Origin of the sequence: Terriglobus sp. 2YAB30_2, assembly GCF_052114765.1 — a bacterium.
Taxonomy (GTDB): Bacteria; Acidobacteriota; Terriglobia; order Terriglobales; family Acidobacteriaceae; genus Terriglobus.
In genome coordinates, this window is record NZ_JBFRFJ010000015.1 from 97,147 (window position 1) to 110,305 (window position 13,159).

General features: G+C 59.0%; 10 protein-coding genes. 3 read left to right on the forward strand and 7 right to left on the reverse strand.

The genetic code is table 11. From position 1 onward, the window contains the following. Nucleotides 1-5: 5 nt before the first annotated feature. From AB4Y89_RS19570 to AB4Y89_RS19595, 6 genes are all read right to left on the reverse strand, one after another. The gene (locus tag AB4Y89_RS19570; RefSeq protein ID WP_442302624.1) at nucleotides 6-1,397 is read right to left on the reverse strand and encodes a glycoside hydrolase family 28 protein; all 1,392 of its coding nucleotides are present in this window, start codon (nucleotides 1,395-1,397) and stop codon (nucleotides 6-8) included. Between the two features lie 111 nt (nucleotides 1,398-1,508). Then, a complete protein-coding gene (locus tag AB4Y89_RS19575) occupies nucleotides 1,509-3,173 on the reverse strand; it encodes a carboxylesterase/lipase family protein (RefSeq protein WP_442302625.1) in 1,665 nt (554 codons plus the stop codon). Between the two features lie 103 nt (nucleotides 3,174-3,276). Then, on the reverse strand, nucleotides 3,277-4,311 hold the full coding sequence (locus AB4Y89_RS19580) for a UDP-glucose--hexose-1-phosphate uridylyltransferase (protein ID WP_442302626.1): 1,035 nt from the start codon (nucleotides 4,309-4,311) through the stop codon (nucleotides 3,277-3,279). Then, nucleotides 4,311-5,462, reverse strand: coding sequence for a galactokinase (galK, locus tag AB4Y89_RS19585; RefSeq protein ID WP_442302627.1), 1,152 nt, complete (start codon nucleotides 5,460-5,462; stop codon nucleotides 4,311-4,313). Before galK ends, AB4Y89_RS19580 begins: the two co-directional genes overlap by 1 nt. A gap of 161 nt (nucleotides 5,463-5,623) precedes the next feature. Further along, complete coding sequence (locus AB4Y89_RS19590) at nucleotides 5,624-6,700, reverse strand: substrate-binding domain-containing protein (protein WP_442302628.1); 1,077 nt, start codon at nucleotides 6,698-6,700, stop codon at nucleotides 5,624-5,626. A 118-nt stretch (nucleotides 6,701-6,818) separates the two neighbouring features. Continuing rightward, nucleotides 6,819-8,159 carry a DegT/DnrJ/EryC1/StrS family aminotransferase gene (locus AB4Y89_RS19595; RefSeq protein ID WP_442302629.1) on the reverse strand — a complete coding sequence of 447 codons (1,341 nt, stop codon included), beginning with the start codon at nucleotides 8,157-8,159 and terminating at the stop codon, nucleotides 6,819-6,821. A gap of 150 nt (nucleotides 8,160-8,309) precedes the next feature. On the opposite strand from AB4Y89_RS19595, the gene AB4Y89_RS19600 reads away from it, so the two are divergent. After that, nucleotides 8,310-9,602: an ROK family transcriptional regulator gene (locus tag AB4Y89_RS19600; protein ID WP_442302630.1), complete on the forward strand. Its 1,293-nt coding sequence runs from the start codon at nucleotides 8,310-8,312 to the stop codon at nucleotides 9,600-9,602. Here AB4Y89_RS19600 and AB4Y89_RS19605 read toward each other — a convergent pair. Continuing rightward, on the reverse strand, nucleotides 9,562-10,527 hold the full coding sequence (locus AB4Y89_RS19605; RefSeq protein ID WP_442302631.1) for a sugar phosphate isomerase/epimerase family protein: 966 nt from the start codon (nucleotides 10,525-10,527) through the stop codon (nucleotides 9,562-9,564). The two genes, AB4Y89_RS19600 and AB4Y89_RS19605, sit on opposite strands and share 41 nt — an antisense overlap. A 194-nt stretch (nucleotides 10,528-10,721) precedes the next feature. On the opposite strand from AB4Y89_RS19605, the gene AB4Y89_RS19610 reads away from it, so the two are divergent. Continuing rightward, on the forward strand, nucleotides 10,722-11,924 hold the full coding sequence (locus AB4Y89_RS19610) for a Gfo/Idh/MocA family protein (protein ID WP_442302632.1): 1,203 nt from the start codon (nucleotides 10,722-10,724) through the stop codon (nucleotides 11,922-11,924). A gap of 36 nt (nucleotides 11,925-11,960) precedes the next feature. Beyond that, the gene (locus AB4Y89_RS19615; RefSeq protein WP_442302633.1) at nucleotides 11,961-13,157 is read left to right on the forward strand and encodes an MFS transporter; all 1,197 of its coding nucleotides are present in this window, start codon (nucleotides 11,961-11,963) and stop codon (nucleotides 13,155-13,157) included. Nucleotides 13,158-13,159: the final 2 nt, after the last annotated feature.

Consider the following 13,159-nt stretch of genomic DNA (forward strand, 5'->3'; position numbering starts at 1 on the left):
TTCTCCTAGTCCTGGTACGGAACAAACTTGTTATCGCAGCTAAAGTCCATCTTCAACTTGGGCGTCGGCGTCGTTGGAGTCACGCCGGAACTGGTAAAGGTGAAGTTTGCGCCCTTCGGTCCAACGGTGATGGAACTGTATCGGGCACGCACCTGCTCCGGCTTTACGCCGCGCACGTCAACTCCATCCAAAGTCAATTCCGTCGGATGTTCGGCGTTAAGACCTGCAACCTGAACGATACCGGGAGTCAGGCTGATGAAGTTCTCAATCCGGATGCCCTTGTAGTCAGGCGTCAGCGGCCCCTTCATACCGAGATCGTCGATGCCGTCCGTCGTTTGTCCGTTATAGAACGGGCTGATGGAGATCGGCACGGGAACATTGCGCAGGCAGAGATTGCGATAGGTCACACCGCGCACCATGCCGCCGCGCTGCACGTTGCTCTTGATACGAACTCCGCTGGTTGTGTGATCGAGCGTCAGCGTATCCACCAGGATGTCCGACTCATCCCGCGCCTCGGAGCCCATCGACATGCCGTGGCCGCTGTAGAAGTGGTTGTCGATCACGCTCATGCGGTGCACGCCGGCCTTGATGGCAATATTGTCATCGCCATTGTCGATCCAGCTCTTGGTGACGGTGACGTTCTCAGAGCTTCCCGGGTCGATACCGTCCGTATTACGCGCATCTGTCCCGCGCACGGTGGGCGTCAACAGATGCACGCCCCACACGGTAAATCCGTTTGTGTTGTTCACCGCGACATGGAAGTTGGGCGAGTTATGCAGGCGGATGCGATACAGAACCAGGCCGTCGGCGTGGTTCGCAATCAATAACCGCGGTGCAGAGTACTTGGTATTCGTCGGCTCGGCCGCGCGCGACTGCTGCCACCAGCTATAGCTTTTGCCGATCAATCGGCTTCCGCCCCGTCCATCGATGGCTCCATCGCCCATAATCGCGGCATTCTTCACATCCTTCACGCTAATGAGCGGCCTGCAGGGCGAGCTGTCAGGACCGGAGGTACCGCATCCACCGGGCTTGGTGTCATAGAGCTTGGGATCGCTTGAACCGTAGAGCGTTACCCCTTTGTCCACCAACAGCGTGACACCTTCGCGCAGTTCCAGAGGGCCGCTGAGAAATGCGTTCTGCATACCATCAGCGCGCAGGGCTACCGCCTTTCCGCTGCCGCAGATGTCGAGCGCATGCTGAATGCGCTCCGTATCGAGCTTCTGCTCGTCTTCTTCCAGCAGAGCATTGTTCTCTGCGTGCAGTTTTGCCTTCAGTACCGTGCAGGCCGCAGGGATGACGGGCTCAGTGACATGGCGTGTGTCCTGTGCTGCAGCGGGGGCCACAGCGACGACACTCAAGGCAGCAAGCGAGAGAGCAAAAACAGCAGGACGGATCACGCAACTCCAATTCAAAACGGCAAGGGGATACACCCTAGGGCGTGCCTGAACTATAAGGATCGGGATTTCCTTCCGTCAAATCAAATCGAAACGTTTCTATATAGAAGCCGATTACGTCCCAGGCTGGCGGTAGTGGGCTTGTGCCGCAAATTTTCGTTCTTCCCCGCGAGGATCGGGGACAACTGACGGCTTATTATCCCAAGTCATCGTGAAACGCTTCGATAGATCATAGAAGGGCCACTGCGGTATCGCAGGGTTGTTTGGATTCCCGGTTCTGGCGTAGGCCAGCAGGGTTTCGCTCATGGCATCGGCCAACGGCTGGGCACGGCGCACATCGTCAGCAGATGCGCCGACCATCCCGGGCGCGAGTGCGAGGTTATCGAAGTAAAACGGGATATCGAGCGTATGCGGCGCGCCAAATTTTCCGCCTGCTACCGGCGACGGCCAATTCATCTGATAAACCCAGGTGCGGCTTGCAGCGGGACTCTGCGCACGTCGCTCCGCTTCAATCACCTGCCCCGGCCATGACCGGAATGCAGTCGCCGCAGCAAAGAACACATCTGAGGGCGAGTACTGCGGATACCAGCCCCGATATTTCGCTACAACGTCCTTAGGATCGATAAAGCCGAGGAAGCTGCCAACGTTCTTCGTCAGCGCCGCCGGAACCTCCTCCCACGTCAGCGAGAAAAGAGCAGGCTGCGAGCCGCCGATCAGGCCGCGGGTCTCGTCATGTGTGTTTCCGAGGATCATGGGGACATTTGCGGAGAGCGGAGGCGTATCGGGATCAAACGGATGGCGCGGCAGCGCACCACCATCGACAACCGGAAGCCAGGCACTGCTGACACGCGCGGCTTCTTCCAGTGCCTCGAGCGACAGCGCATCAAGCTTCTGCCGCAAGTCGCTGCCGGGGACGTGATCCAACCCAAGCTTTGCCAAAAAGGCACGTGTACGTTCGCTAGCGATCTTCTTTGGGGCCGCGGTAACCTGCTGGCCGCTCATGCTCATGACGCGATGAAAAAGACCGTGCGCCGTTGGCATGGCCATCAGCGTGGCACACTTCGCTCCTCCACCAGACTGTCCCCAGATCGTGACCCGGTTTGGGTCGCCGCCAAAGCCTGCGATGTTGTCGCGCACCCAGCGCAATGCCAGCACCAGATCCAGCATGCCCACGTTCCCGGAGTCTGCATACACCGGATCATCCATCAGCTCGGCGAGATAAAGAAATCCGAAGGCATTCAGACGGTGATTGACGGTCACCACCACCGCGTCACCGCGACGGGCCAGCCGTGTTCCGTCATAGAGAGCCGCGTTGACGGTGCCGCTGTTGTAGGCCCCGCCATGGATATAAAACAGAACTGGCCGCCGTTCATGACCAACACGCGAAGGCAACGGAGTCCAGACATTCAGATGGAGGCAGTCTTCGCTGATCTCGCCTTCGTCGGGCGGCAGATGGTAGGTCTCAGCGTTCGTGCGTGTTTCTTCGCGGCGGGCGCGTCCTCCACCGAGCTGTGGAGATCGGTCTCCCCATGCTGTCGCATCGCGAATGCCTTTCCAGGGTGCTACTGGAATCGCCGGCTGGAAGCGGCGTGCCTTCGTATCAGCACCGTAAGGAATTCCCAGAAAGCCGGCGATGCCGTCGCGGACTGTACCGCGAACGTCGCCCGCAGTGGTGCGAACCACTGGCCTCGACCCGGTCGACGCCCATGCAAAGACTGATCGGGACGAAAGTAAGGCAGCGGCACCAAGCCCATGTTGCAGCAACTCACGACGACGCACTCCGGTCTCCCTCAGAGCCGCTCCGAAAGAGGAATGCGGCTCTGGTTCATTCTTGCCTTAGCTCAGGCAAAAGAACAAATGAGGCGCATCTTGAGGATGCGTGTTAGGAAGTCTGCATCACTGTGCGAAGCGTTGCCGCCGCAGACTCCGGTGTGATATCGCGTTGCGGCGAACCCAGCAGCTCAAAGCCGACCATGAACTTCCGTACCGTTGCTGAGCGTAGCAGCGGCGGAAAGAAATGCGCATGCAGAGTCCACTCCGGATGCGGTTCGCCATCCGAAGGAGCAGGATGAAAGCCCATCGAGTAGGGGAACGGCGTATCGAAAACCCGGTTATACCCTGCCGCAATCGTGTGCAGGATGCCCGCAAGTCCATCACGCTCTTCGGGGCTCAGATCCGTAAAGGATGCTACCGAGCGACGGGGCAGTAACAGCGTCTCGAAAGGCCATACCGCCCAGAACGGCACAACCACGACCCACGTCTCGTTCGAAGCGACAATACGTTCATCTTCTTCGAGCTCGGTGCTCAGGTACGTCGCGAGCAGCGGCTCCTGCGACTTCGCGAAGTATTCTTTCTGTGCGGCGAGCTCCGTTAACGGCTCGTTCGGAATATGTTCCGTGGCCCAGACCTGTCCGTGGGGGTGTGGGTTACTGGCTCCCATCATCGCTCCGCGATTTTCGAAGATCTGGACGTACTGAATCTCCGGACGAGCTCCCAGCTCCTCGGCCTGAGCGGTCCACATATCCACGACATTGCGAATCTTCTCGACTTCCATCGTCGCTAACGTGAGGTCATGCCGGGGATCGAAACAGAGCACACGGCAGATGCCCCGCTCCGTCTCTGCCCGCAGAAGGCCCTCTCCCAGGTCAAACTGCGCCTGCGGCGCATCCTGTTTCAACGCCGCGAAGTCGTTCTGAAAGACATATGTGCTCTCGTACTGCGGTGTGCGCTCTCCGTTGGCGCGCATGTTGCCTGGGCACAGATAGCACGTGGGATCGTAAGTGATGGGCGCGGGAACAGCCGGTGTCTCCATCTGTCCCTGCCATGGGCGTTGCGTGCGATGTGGCGATACCAGAACCCACTCCCGGCGTAGCGGATTCCAGCGGCGATGCGGAGTTTGCAACCAGAGTGTTTCCATCAGGCACGCTCCTTTGCCGCCAGCTTGACGGCTCCATCGACGGCATCGCAAACGTAGATTTCCGGATGAACGCCGAAGCGTTGGTGATATGCGTCCTTGATGGATGCCGTAAACGCATCCACATCTTCCTTGCGAACCAGATTTACGGTGCAGCCGCCAAAGCCGCCACCGGTCAGACGTGCTCCCACGCATCCCTGCAGGGTCATCGCCGTCTCAACCAGGAAGTCGATCTCTTCGCAGCTGCATTCGAAGTCGTCTCTCTGGCTGACATGCGAGCCCAGCATCAGTTCACCGAAACGCTTGGCATCCCCCGCAAGCAGTGCCTCACGTGCGGCCATGACGCGGCCATTTTCAGAGATCACATGGCGGCAACGTTTGTAGGCATCTTCCGGCATCTGGCCGGCACACTGCTCCAACTGTTCAAGCGTGGCATCGCCGAGATCGCGAAGCCCGGGGAAACGCTCCCGCAGCACCTGCTGCCCTGTCTCAACACCTTTACGGCGGCTGCCATAGTCGCCGGCGGCGATGGAATGTTTCACCAGAGAGTTGCAGGCAACGATCCGCAGATCCGCAAGCGCACCACTGATCACCGGTACCAGGTCGTAGGTCAGATCGCGTGTCTGCAGCAGCAGCGCATGCCCCTGCTTCGCGGCCGTAACAACAAACTGATCCATGATGCCGCACGGTGACTGCACAAAGATGTTCTCTGCTCTCTGGCAGAGCAACGCGATTTCGGCATCGGTCATCGTCTTGCCGCTGCGGTGCAGCATGGCAAGGCAGGAGGCGACCTCGATGGAAGCGGACGAGCTCAGCCCCGCGCCCAGAGGAACATTGCCACTGACGTCCATGACGAAAGGCGGTGGGGAGATACCAAGCTTTACCAGCTCGTGCAACACACCGACCGGATAGTCACTCCAGGCATGACGACGCTCCTGCAGGTCCTTCCAGCCTCCCTCGGCAATACCGGCGAACTGATGGCTGCGGAACAAATAGTGACGGCTGTCGCCGTCGGCGATCTTGACTTCGGTGTAGTACGGAATCGCGATTGGAAGCACATAGCCGCCGCTGTAGTCAGTATGCTCGCCCAGCAGGTTTACGCGCGCGGGAGCACGGAAGACGGTCTCGTGCTGAGTTGAAAACGATGTACTCAAAGGGATGTCACCCATTCCAAAAATAAAATTCAAGACAAGATAACAACGGCGGAGCAAGCTGCTCAGGTTATTTTCGCATCTTACCCGGTAACGTACACGAAAAGGAATACACCGAAAGATAGACCGAGAATTTTTCACTTTTATCAGCGATCGCTCAGCCGCTACTCCGGCAATTGGATGTCCTGATCCAACCCGTCGGCGAAGAGCGATAGATTGCTGCGAAGCACCAGATGCGGCGCCAGCCTGATAACCGGCGGAACCGTCTTCAGCCCCAACAGATGGGCATAGAGCAGCTCGATCGCCATACGACCCTGTGTAAACGGCCGCTGATGCACAGAGCAGAGAATCCGGTCGGTTTCAATAAGAGGGATCAGTTCCGGGAAGATGTCAGTCGTGACGATCTTCAATCGGCCCAGGAGCTTTGCCTCATCGGCGGCACGTAGCACCGGAAGGCTATTCGCTGTTCCCAGATAGATGCCGCCGAGATCGCGATGACGCCGAAAGAGCCTGCGTGCCGCCTGATAACCTTCCTCGGGGTTTTCGTGGGACTCCAATGGCGGCAGCAGCCTGAGATGAGGCGCATGAACAGCCAGCGAAGCGGAGAAGCCGCGCAGCTTTTCACTGTGGTCCTGGATGCGGAGGTCTCCGGCGATCATCGCCACCTTCGCTGCGTCGGGGAGCACACGTCCCAGCAGATCTGCAGCGATATTGCCGCTGACAGTGGCATCTACGGAGACGGACGCAATACGCCCCAGCAAAGGCGCATCGCTGCCGATGAAGAGAATCGGAGGAGCGTCCTCCCTGCGAAACAGCGCCGATAGAGCCGACGGATTGCCCGGGGCCAGCACGATGCCATCGAACTGTCGCCAGCGAGCCCGCTCCATGCACTCCACGTCACCGTCTCCCAGACGCGGGAAGCTGAAAAAGTGCAGCTCAAGAGGAGCCGTAGTCGTCAGACGTTCGGCAGCAAGACGCATTCCCGCTCGCATGGAATCGAAGAAGACGGCGACGCGTTCCGGGAGAAAGATGCCGAAGCGAAGCGTCCGTGAGAGCTTCAGGTGTCGCGCCGCGACATTCGGAGAGTAATTCAGCTTCTTCGCCATGCGCAGCACACGTTCACGTGTCTGCTCGCTGATACCGGGCCGGTTGTGAAGAGCACGGTCTACCGTGCCGATAGAAATGCCCAGCGCGGTTGCGATCTCACGAATGCCATTGGGTTTGGCTGGACGTCTGGGCACCCTTTCATCCTAAGGGCTTATTGACTGATAGGAGTAGCCGGTCGATAACTGCCGGTACCTCAGCGGCTGAAGCCGTCTCCTTAAGCAAGACGAACGACATCTGACACGTCGCCCAAGACTAGCCGCAGGGGCTGGTTAGGTACTCTCTCTGATCGAGGCGGCTTGTCATTGAGGTCACCGGCCCCAATACAGCGTCCATCGCTCGATGGAACGATTCGATGATGTCTTCTTCATCCTGTGCCGTCAGGCACGACGGAATCACGAGCAACTGGGTACGTTCAAAGAGATCGTCCGATGCAGGACATGCGCCTCGCTCATAGCTGTAGACCGAGTGCTGGTTTTCTGCCAGCGTCCAGGGAAAGCCGTGCTTGCCGGTCCCGATCTTCTGCACCAGCGAGGGGATGTTGTAGTAGACGTGCATGCCGTAGTTGGCCAGCAGAATATTGCTGGTGTCTGGCGACTTCGTGGTGATGCCGTGGAGCCGCATCAGGCGGTTGATCTCTCTCGCTGTATCCCGATGCGGGAAGATCGTCAGCAGGAAGCAACTGGTGTCGCCTGCCGGATCGATGCGGCGACGAAACGCGACCTGCTGGCGTGGATAGAGGGATTCAAGGATGCGGTTCTTACTGTGCCGCATGCGTTCGATCGTCGTCTCCACCTTCCGCAACTGCACCCGCAAGACGGCGGCACGCAACTCGTCCATGCGGACGCCGCGGCCCCAGCTATAGGAAGCGGCGTCATCCATCTGCAGTTCATCGGTATCGCTGCGCGAGTATCCCGAGTCCTGTATGGCCACCACCCGGCGATTGAGAAGTTCGTCGTTCGTCACAACCGCGCCGGCTTCGCCGACCGTCATGTTCTTGTTCAATTGGAAGCTGAAGATAGCGACGTCGCCGAAGGTACCGACGCGACGGCCGGCAACCGTGGCGCCGACACACTGCGCACAGTCCTCCAGCAGGAACACACTGTGGCGGTGGGCAATCGCCACCAGCCGCGGGATGTTCACCGCACATCCGTTCATGTGAACCGCGATAATGCCTGCCGTACGCGGGGTGATCTTACGCTCCACATCTGCAGGATCCAGGCCGAAGGTCTCGTCGATCTCAGCGAGTACCGGAATCGCTCCGAGATTCACGACCGCCGCAACCACTGAGACCCACATATAGGCGGGAATAATGACCTCATCACCCGGCCCAACCTGCAGCGCGCAGAGCGCGGTATGTAAAGCTGAGGTTCCACTGGTTACCGCAACGGCGTGTCGCACGCCGATAAACCGGGCAAACTCCGCCTCAAACGCAGAGACCTCATGCTGCGGGTTGAGGCCGTAGTAGCGATAGAGCGACTTGCTTCGGACAACCCGGACGGCCGCCTCGACCTCGTCCTCATCCATGGAATGAACGCCTGGATACTCATCCGGCAGAGGCCGTGTTCGGATCGGCTTTTCAGGATCGCGGATCATGCGACGGAAGCTCTCCTGCGCGCTGGTTCGAGTGGCGCAATTTGCGTATACGAAGTTGTAAGCCCCTTTACCAGCCCCCGTCAATCGGATTCCCACAGGCTTATACTTGCCATCGCGAAGGGAGATTCCTTCGCTTATGATGGTCACGATATGTCGCGCACCGGGAATGATAAAGAACGTGTCTCGAGCAGAAGACAGACCGAACTGGCTGTCCTGCAACTGATCCAGCGCGAACCCGCCATCTCCCGTGTCGAGCTGGCGCACCGCCTGGGTTTGAGCACCGCCAACATCACCGGCGTCGTGGGTGCGCTCGTTGAAAAAGACTTTCTTGTGGAAGAGATGTCCGCGGCCAAAGTCGTTGGGCGCAGGCGCATCTCGCTCACCATACATCCCGATCTCGGCAACGTGGTCGGCGTCGATATCGGAACCTTCAATCTCCGCGTTGCCGTTACAGACCTGAACGGCAAGCTGCTCGGCTACCGGGAAGAAGCCACGGAGATGTGGCGCGGCCGCGAAGCTGTCCTAAGCCGCTGCTTCCAGCTCATCGACGAGACTCTAGCTTCCTGCAGCATTCCAGTCAGCAAGGTTCTTGGTATTGGTGTTGCCTTCTCCGGCGTGATCGATGTCGCAGAGGGCATGGTGCTTTCCTACCCCAGGCTGGGGCACGCGGAACAGTGGAAGAATGTTCCCCTGAAGAAGCTGGTAGAGGACTATTTCGGTATTCCCTGCCTGCTGGAAGACAGCGCGCGCGCCGTTGCAACGACAGAACGGTTTCTGGGTGCGGGTCAGAACTTTCAGGACTTCGTCTATGTCGATGCCGGCATGGGTATCGGCGCCTCCATCTTTATCGGCGGCAGCATCTATCGCGGCTTCAACGGCAGCGCCGGCGAGTTCGGGCACATGACTGTCGATGAGAACGGGCCGCTCTGCCTGTGCGGCAACAACGGCTGCCTGGAGGCAATGGCCTCGTCTGCAACCATCATCGAATCGGTCCGCAGAGCCCTCAGCAAAGGCGTCATCTCCAAGACGCTGGAGATGGCCAATAACCAGATGGACCAGATCAGTATCGAGATCATCGCCAGGGCTGCTGAGGAGAATGACAGTCTCGCCTATCGCGTCCTCTCGGAGGCAGCATCGCATATCGGCGCATCCGCGGCCGACCTGGTGAACCTGCTGAACCCCGAAGCGATTATCTTCGGCGGCGCACTCTTCCGCGCCGCTCCCGTGCTGCTGCTGGATCAGATTCGCCGTGTCGTCCGTCAGCGCGCCATGGAAAAGTCAGTGAACGATGTTCAGTTGCTCTCCTCGCCGTTGGGCACCAATGCCGGAGCCGTCGGTGCGGCGCGCCTGACCGCGGCTGCCATGATCGACACGATCCATCATCGCCGCGGTGCAGAAGCGACTATACCCACCATGCCTCAACCGGCGGTTCCTGCAGGATGACGCGCGACAAGGTCGCGACCGCAGCCGCCAGCCCTTCGCGGATCGAGGCCAGCGCATCCTCGTGCTCGATGCTGATGACGTGGTCGTAGCCTGCCAGCCGCAACGCTGACGCAATCCGCTTCCACTCAAGCTCGTCATGTCCCCAGCCCACACTGCGAAAGAGCCATGAGCGCTCCTGCATGCGGGTATAGCTCTTTGCATCCAGAACACCCGTGCGAGCCACATTGCTAGCGTTCAGGGCAACGTCTTTGGCATGCACATGAAAGATGGCCTCTCCGAGATAGGCGATGGCCGCGGGGAGATCAATTCCCTGCCAGTAAAAATGACTCGGGTCCAGATTGATGCCGATGGACTTTCCTGCCTCGGAACGTAGTTGCATGGCGGTCTCAGGGTTATAGACACAGAAACCGGGATGCGCTTCGATCGCCACTCCAATGCCGTGATCGGCGGCGAATGCTCCGGCATCTTTCCAGTAAGGGATCAACTGCTGCTCCCACTGCCACGCCAGCATATCGCTGTACTCCGGCGGCCAGGGGGTAGTGATCCAGTTCGGACGCTCCTCTTCCGGCCCTCCTCCCGGGCAGCCGGAGAAGGTCACTACCGCCGGAACGCCCAACTTCTCCGCCAGCCGAACGGTCTTCCGGAAGACGGTGTCGTAATCCTTGGCAATTGTCCGATCGGGGTGAACGGGATTTCCGTGGCACGAGAGCGCGCTGATCACCAGTCCGGCATCTTCGATTTGCCGCTTGAACGATGCGGCAACTTCCGGGGACTGCAGACAAGCATCGATATCGATGTGGTTGTTTCCAGGCCAGCCACCGGTACCGACCTCGATGGCCGTGATCTGGGGATAGCGTTTCAGCTCGGTCAGCATCTCTGCCAGGCTCAGTTTCGCAAAGACGGGATCGAAGACACCAAGTCGCATTCCATTTACCCTCGCCGCAATACTATCGCGTTCAAAATCGACCTATGACGGCACCATATATTTTGATAATTAACAATTGTCCGCAAAGAATCGCGGTTCATTCGACGCATTCGTTTTATCTTTGACAAACCTGTGCACGCCTAGGCAGGATTTATGGCAGTCGTACCGCTGCCGGAACCGAGGAAAAGCTGCTGATGTCAACACAACCGAAACGCCTCTCCATGGGACTGGTAGGGCCTGGGTTCATTGCACCGCACCATATTGACGCAGTTCGCCGCCTTGGAGACGTGGATGTCGTCGCAATCGCCGGCTCCAGTGCTGCCTCGGCACGGAAGAAAGCTGATCTGCTCCACATCGAGACCTCCTATGGCGACTACCGCGAGCTGATCGCGCGGCCGGATATCGATGTGATTCACAACACGACACCGAACCATCTGCACTTCCCTGTCAGCCTTGCAGCTCTGGAAGCAGGCAAACACGTCATCTCCGACAAACCGCTGGCGATGACCTCGAACGAGGCCTCCACATTGCGTGCGGCAGCCGATGCCGCCGGTGTAGTAAATGCCGTCACCTTTAACTATCGCGGCAATCCCCTGGTGCAGCAGGCACGCCAGATGGTGGAACAGGACAAGCTTGGACGTGTCTTCTTCGTGCACGGTCAGTATCTGCAGGACTGGATGACGGACGATCAGGTCTATTCCTGGCGATCCGATCCGTCCAAAGGGGGCGTGAGTTCCGCGCTTGCCGACATTGGCTCGCACTGGTGCGATCTTGCACAGCATGTCGCCGGAGCGCGCATCATCGAGGTCCTGGCGGACATGACAACTGTGGTGAAGACCCGCTACACCAGCGGCGCCTCCGCTGAGGCGTTCTCACAGAACCAGACAGGCGAACGGCATCCAGTCACCGTCAACGGCGAAGATCTCGCATCCGTGCTGGTCCGCTTCGATAACGGAGCGCGTGGATGCTTTACGGTCGGTCAGGTATTGTCCGGCCACAAGAACGGGCTGCAACTCGAACTCAATGGCCGTACTTCTTCCCTTCGCTGGCTGCAGGAAGAACAGAATGAGCTCTGGATCGGTCACTACAACCGGCCGAACGAGATTCTGAAGAAAGATCCCAGCCTGATGCTTCCGGGTGCGGCAGCCTATGCCTCGCTACCTGGCGGACACCAGGAGGGCTGGCCCGACGCCTTCCGCAACATCATTGCGGATATTTACCAGTGGATCCGAACCGGCGATCGTCCGGCGACCGTCTGTACCTTTGCGGATGCCGAATACCTCAGCCACGTTCTCGACGCTATGCTGGCGAGCCATGAAGCTGGTAGCGTGTGGAAGCGGGTCCAATTGCCTGCGGTTGCGGGCGAGACCAACACGGCGTCCCTGGCCGCACAATAAAACAATTCAAACTGATTCCGGAGAGACGACTTCCCGATGAACATGCAGATGCGGTTCCGGCTGAGCGCCATGATGTTTTTGGAGTTTTTCATCTGGGGTTCCTGGTATGTGACAGTAACAACCTGGGTTAGCCAGACGCTCCACTTCAATGGCGTGCAGACGGGAATGGTTGCCGGTACCACAGCCATCGGTGCTGTGCTGTCGCCCTTCCTCGCGGGGTGGGTCGCGGACAACCTGATGGCCGCGGAGAAGATGCTGGCGCTGCTGCACCTGGTCGGAGCTGGGCTGATGTATGCAGCGTCGCTGCAGACGAGCTTCGCTCCACTGTACGGGCTGGTGCTTGCATACTCCATCCTCTACATGCCGACCCTTGGCCTGGTAAACGCGATTGCTTTCCGCCAGATGAACCATCCGAAGTCGGAGTTTGCTCCGATCCGGGTGCTGGGAACTATCGGCTGGATCTGCGCGGGACTCCTTGTGAGTTACGGATTCCATGGCGACGCGACGGCGCTTCCGCTCAAGCTGGCGGCAGGCGGTTCAATCGTGATGGCGGTGTATTCGCTGCTTCTACCCAATACGCCTCCACAGGCAACAGAGAGCTTCAAGGTGAGCAATCTGTTTCCGGTCGAAGTGCGACGGATGTTCGGTGATCGCAGCTTCCTGGTATTTGCCCTGGCGTCGTTCCTGATCTGCATTCCGCTGCAGTTCTATTACGCCTTCACGAATCCCTTTCTGAACCAGATCGGTGTGGCGAACGCCGCGGGCAAGATGACGTTCGGCCAGATGTCGGAGATGGGCTGCATGCTGCTCATCCCCTGGTTCTTCCGCCGGCTTGGTGTGAAGTGGATGCTGATCGCGGGCATTTCAGCATGGGTACTGCGGTATGTCTTCTTTGCCTATGGAAATCCGCAAGCGGGCGTCTGGATGCTCTTGCTTGGCATCCTGCTGCACGGCATCTGCTACGACTTCTTCTTCGTGACAGGTCAAATCTACACCGACCACAAGGCGCCGGCAGCCTACCGCAGCGCGGCGCAGGGGCTGATCACCCTGATCACCTACGGCGTAGGCATGTTGCTTGGCTCATGGCTTTCAGGCGTGGTCGTCGACAGGTTCGCTTCTCCGGACGGGGGACACGCATGGACCTCGATCTGGCTGGTTGCAGCATCCATCGCCGCTGTGGTGCTGGTGTTCTTCTTCTTCGCCTTCAAAGAAGAGAACGGTGCTGAGGCCTAAGC

What these genes read in the sequence shown, in the direction of transcription:
- AB4Y89_RS19580 (WP_442302626.1), bottom strand. Translation starts at nt 4,311, where the DNA reads ATGGAAACACTCTGGTTGCAAACTCCGCATCGCCGCTGGAATCCGCTA.
- AB4Y89_RS19595 (WP_442302629.1), bottom strand. Translation starts at nt 8,159, where the DNA reads ATGATCCGCGATCCTGAAAAGCCGATCCGAACACGGCCTCTGCCGGAT.
- AB4Y89_RS19600 (WP_442302630.1), top strand. Translation starts at nt 8,310, where the DNA reads ATGTCGCGCACCGGGAATGATAAAGAACGTGTCTCGAGCAGAAGACAG.
- AB4Y89_RS19605 (WP_442302631.1), bottom strand. Translation starts at nt 10,527, where the DNA reads ATGCGACTTGGTGTCTTCGATCCCGTCTTTGCGAAACTGAGCCTGGCA.
- AB4Y89_RS19610 (WP_442302632.1), top strand. Translation starts at nt 10,722, where the DNA reads ATGTCAACACAACCGAAACGCCTCTCCATGGGACTGGTAGGGCCTGGG.
- AB4Y89_RS19615 (WP_442302633.1), top strand. Translation starts at nt 11,961, where the DNA reads ATGAACATGCAGATGCGGTTCCGGCTGAGCGCCATGATGTTTTTGGAG.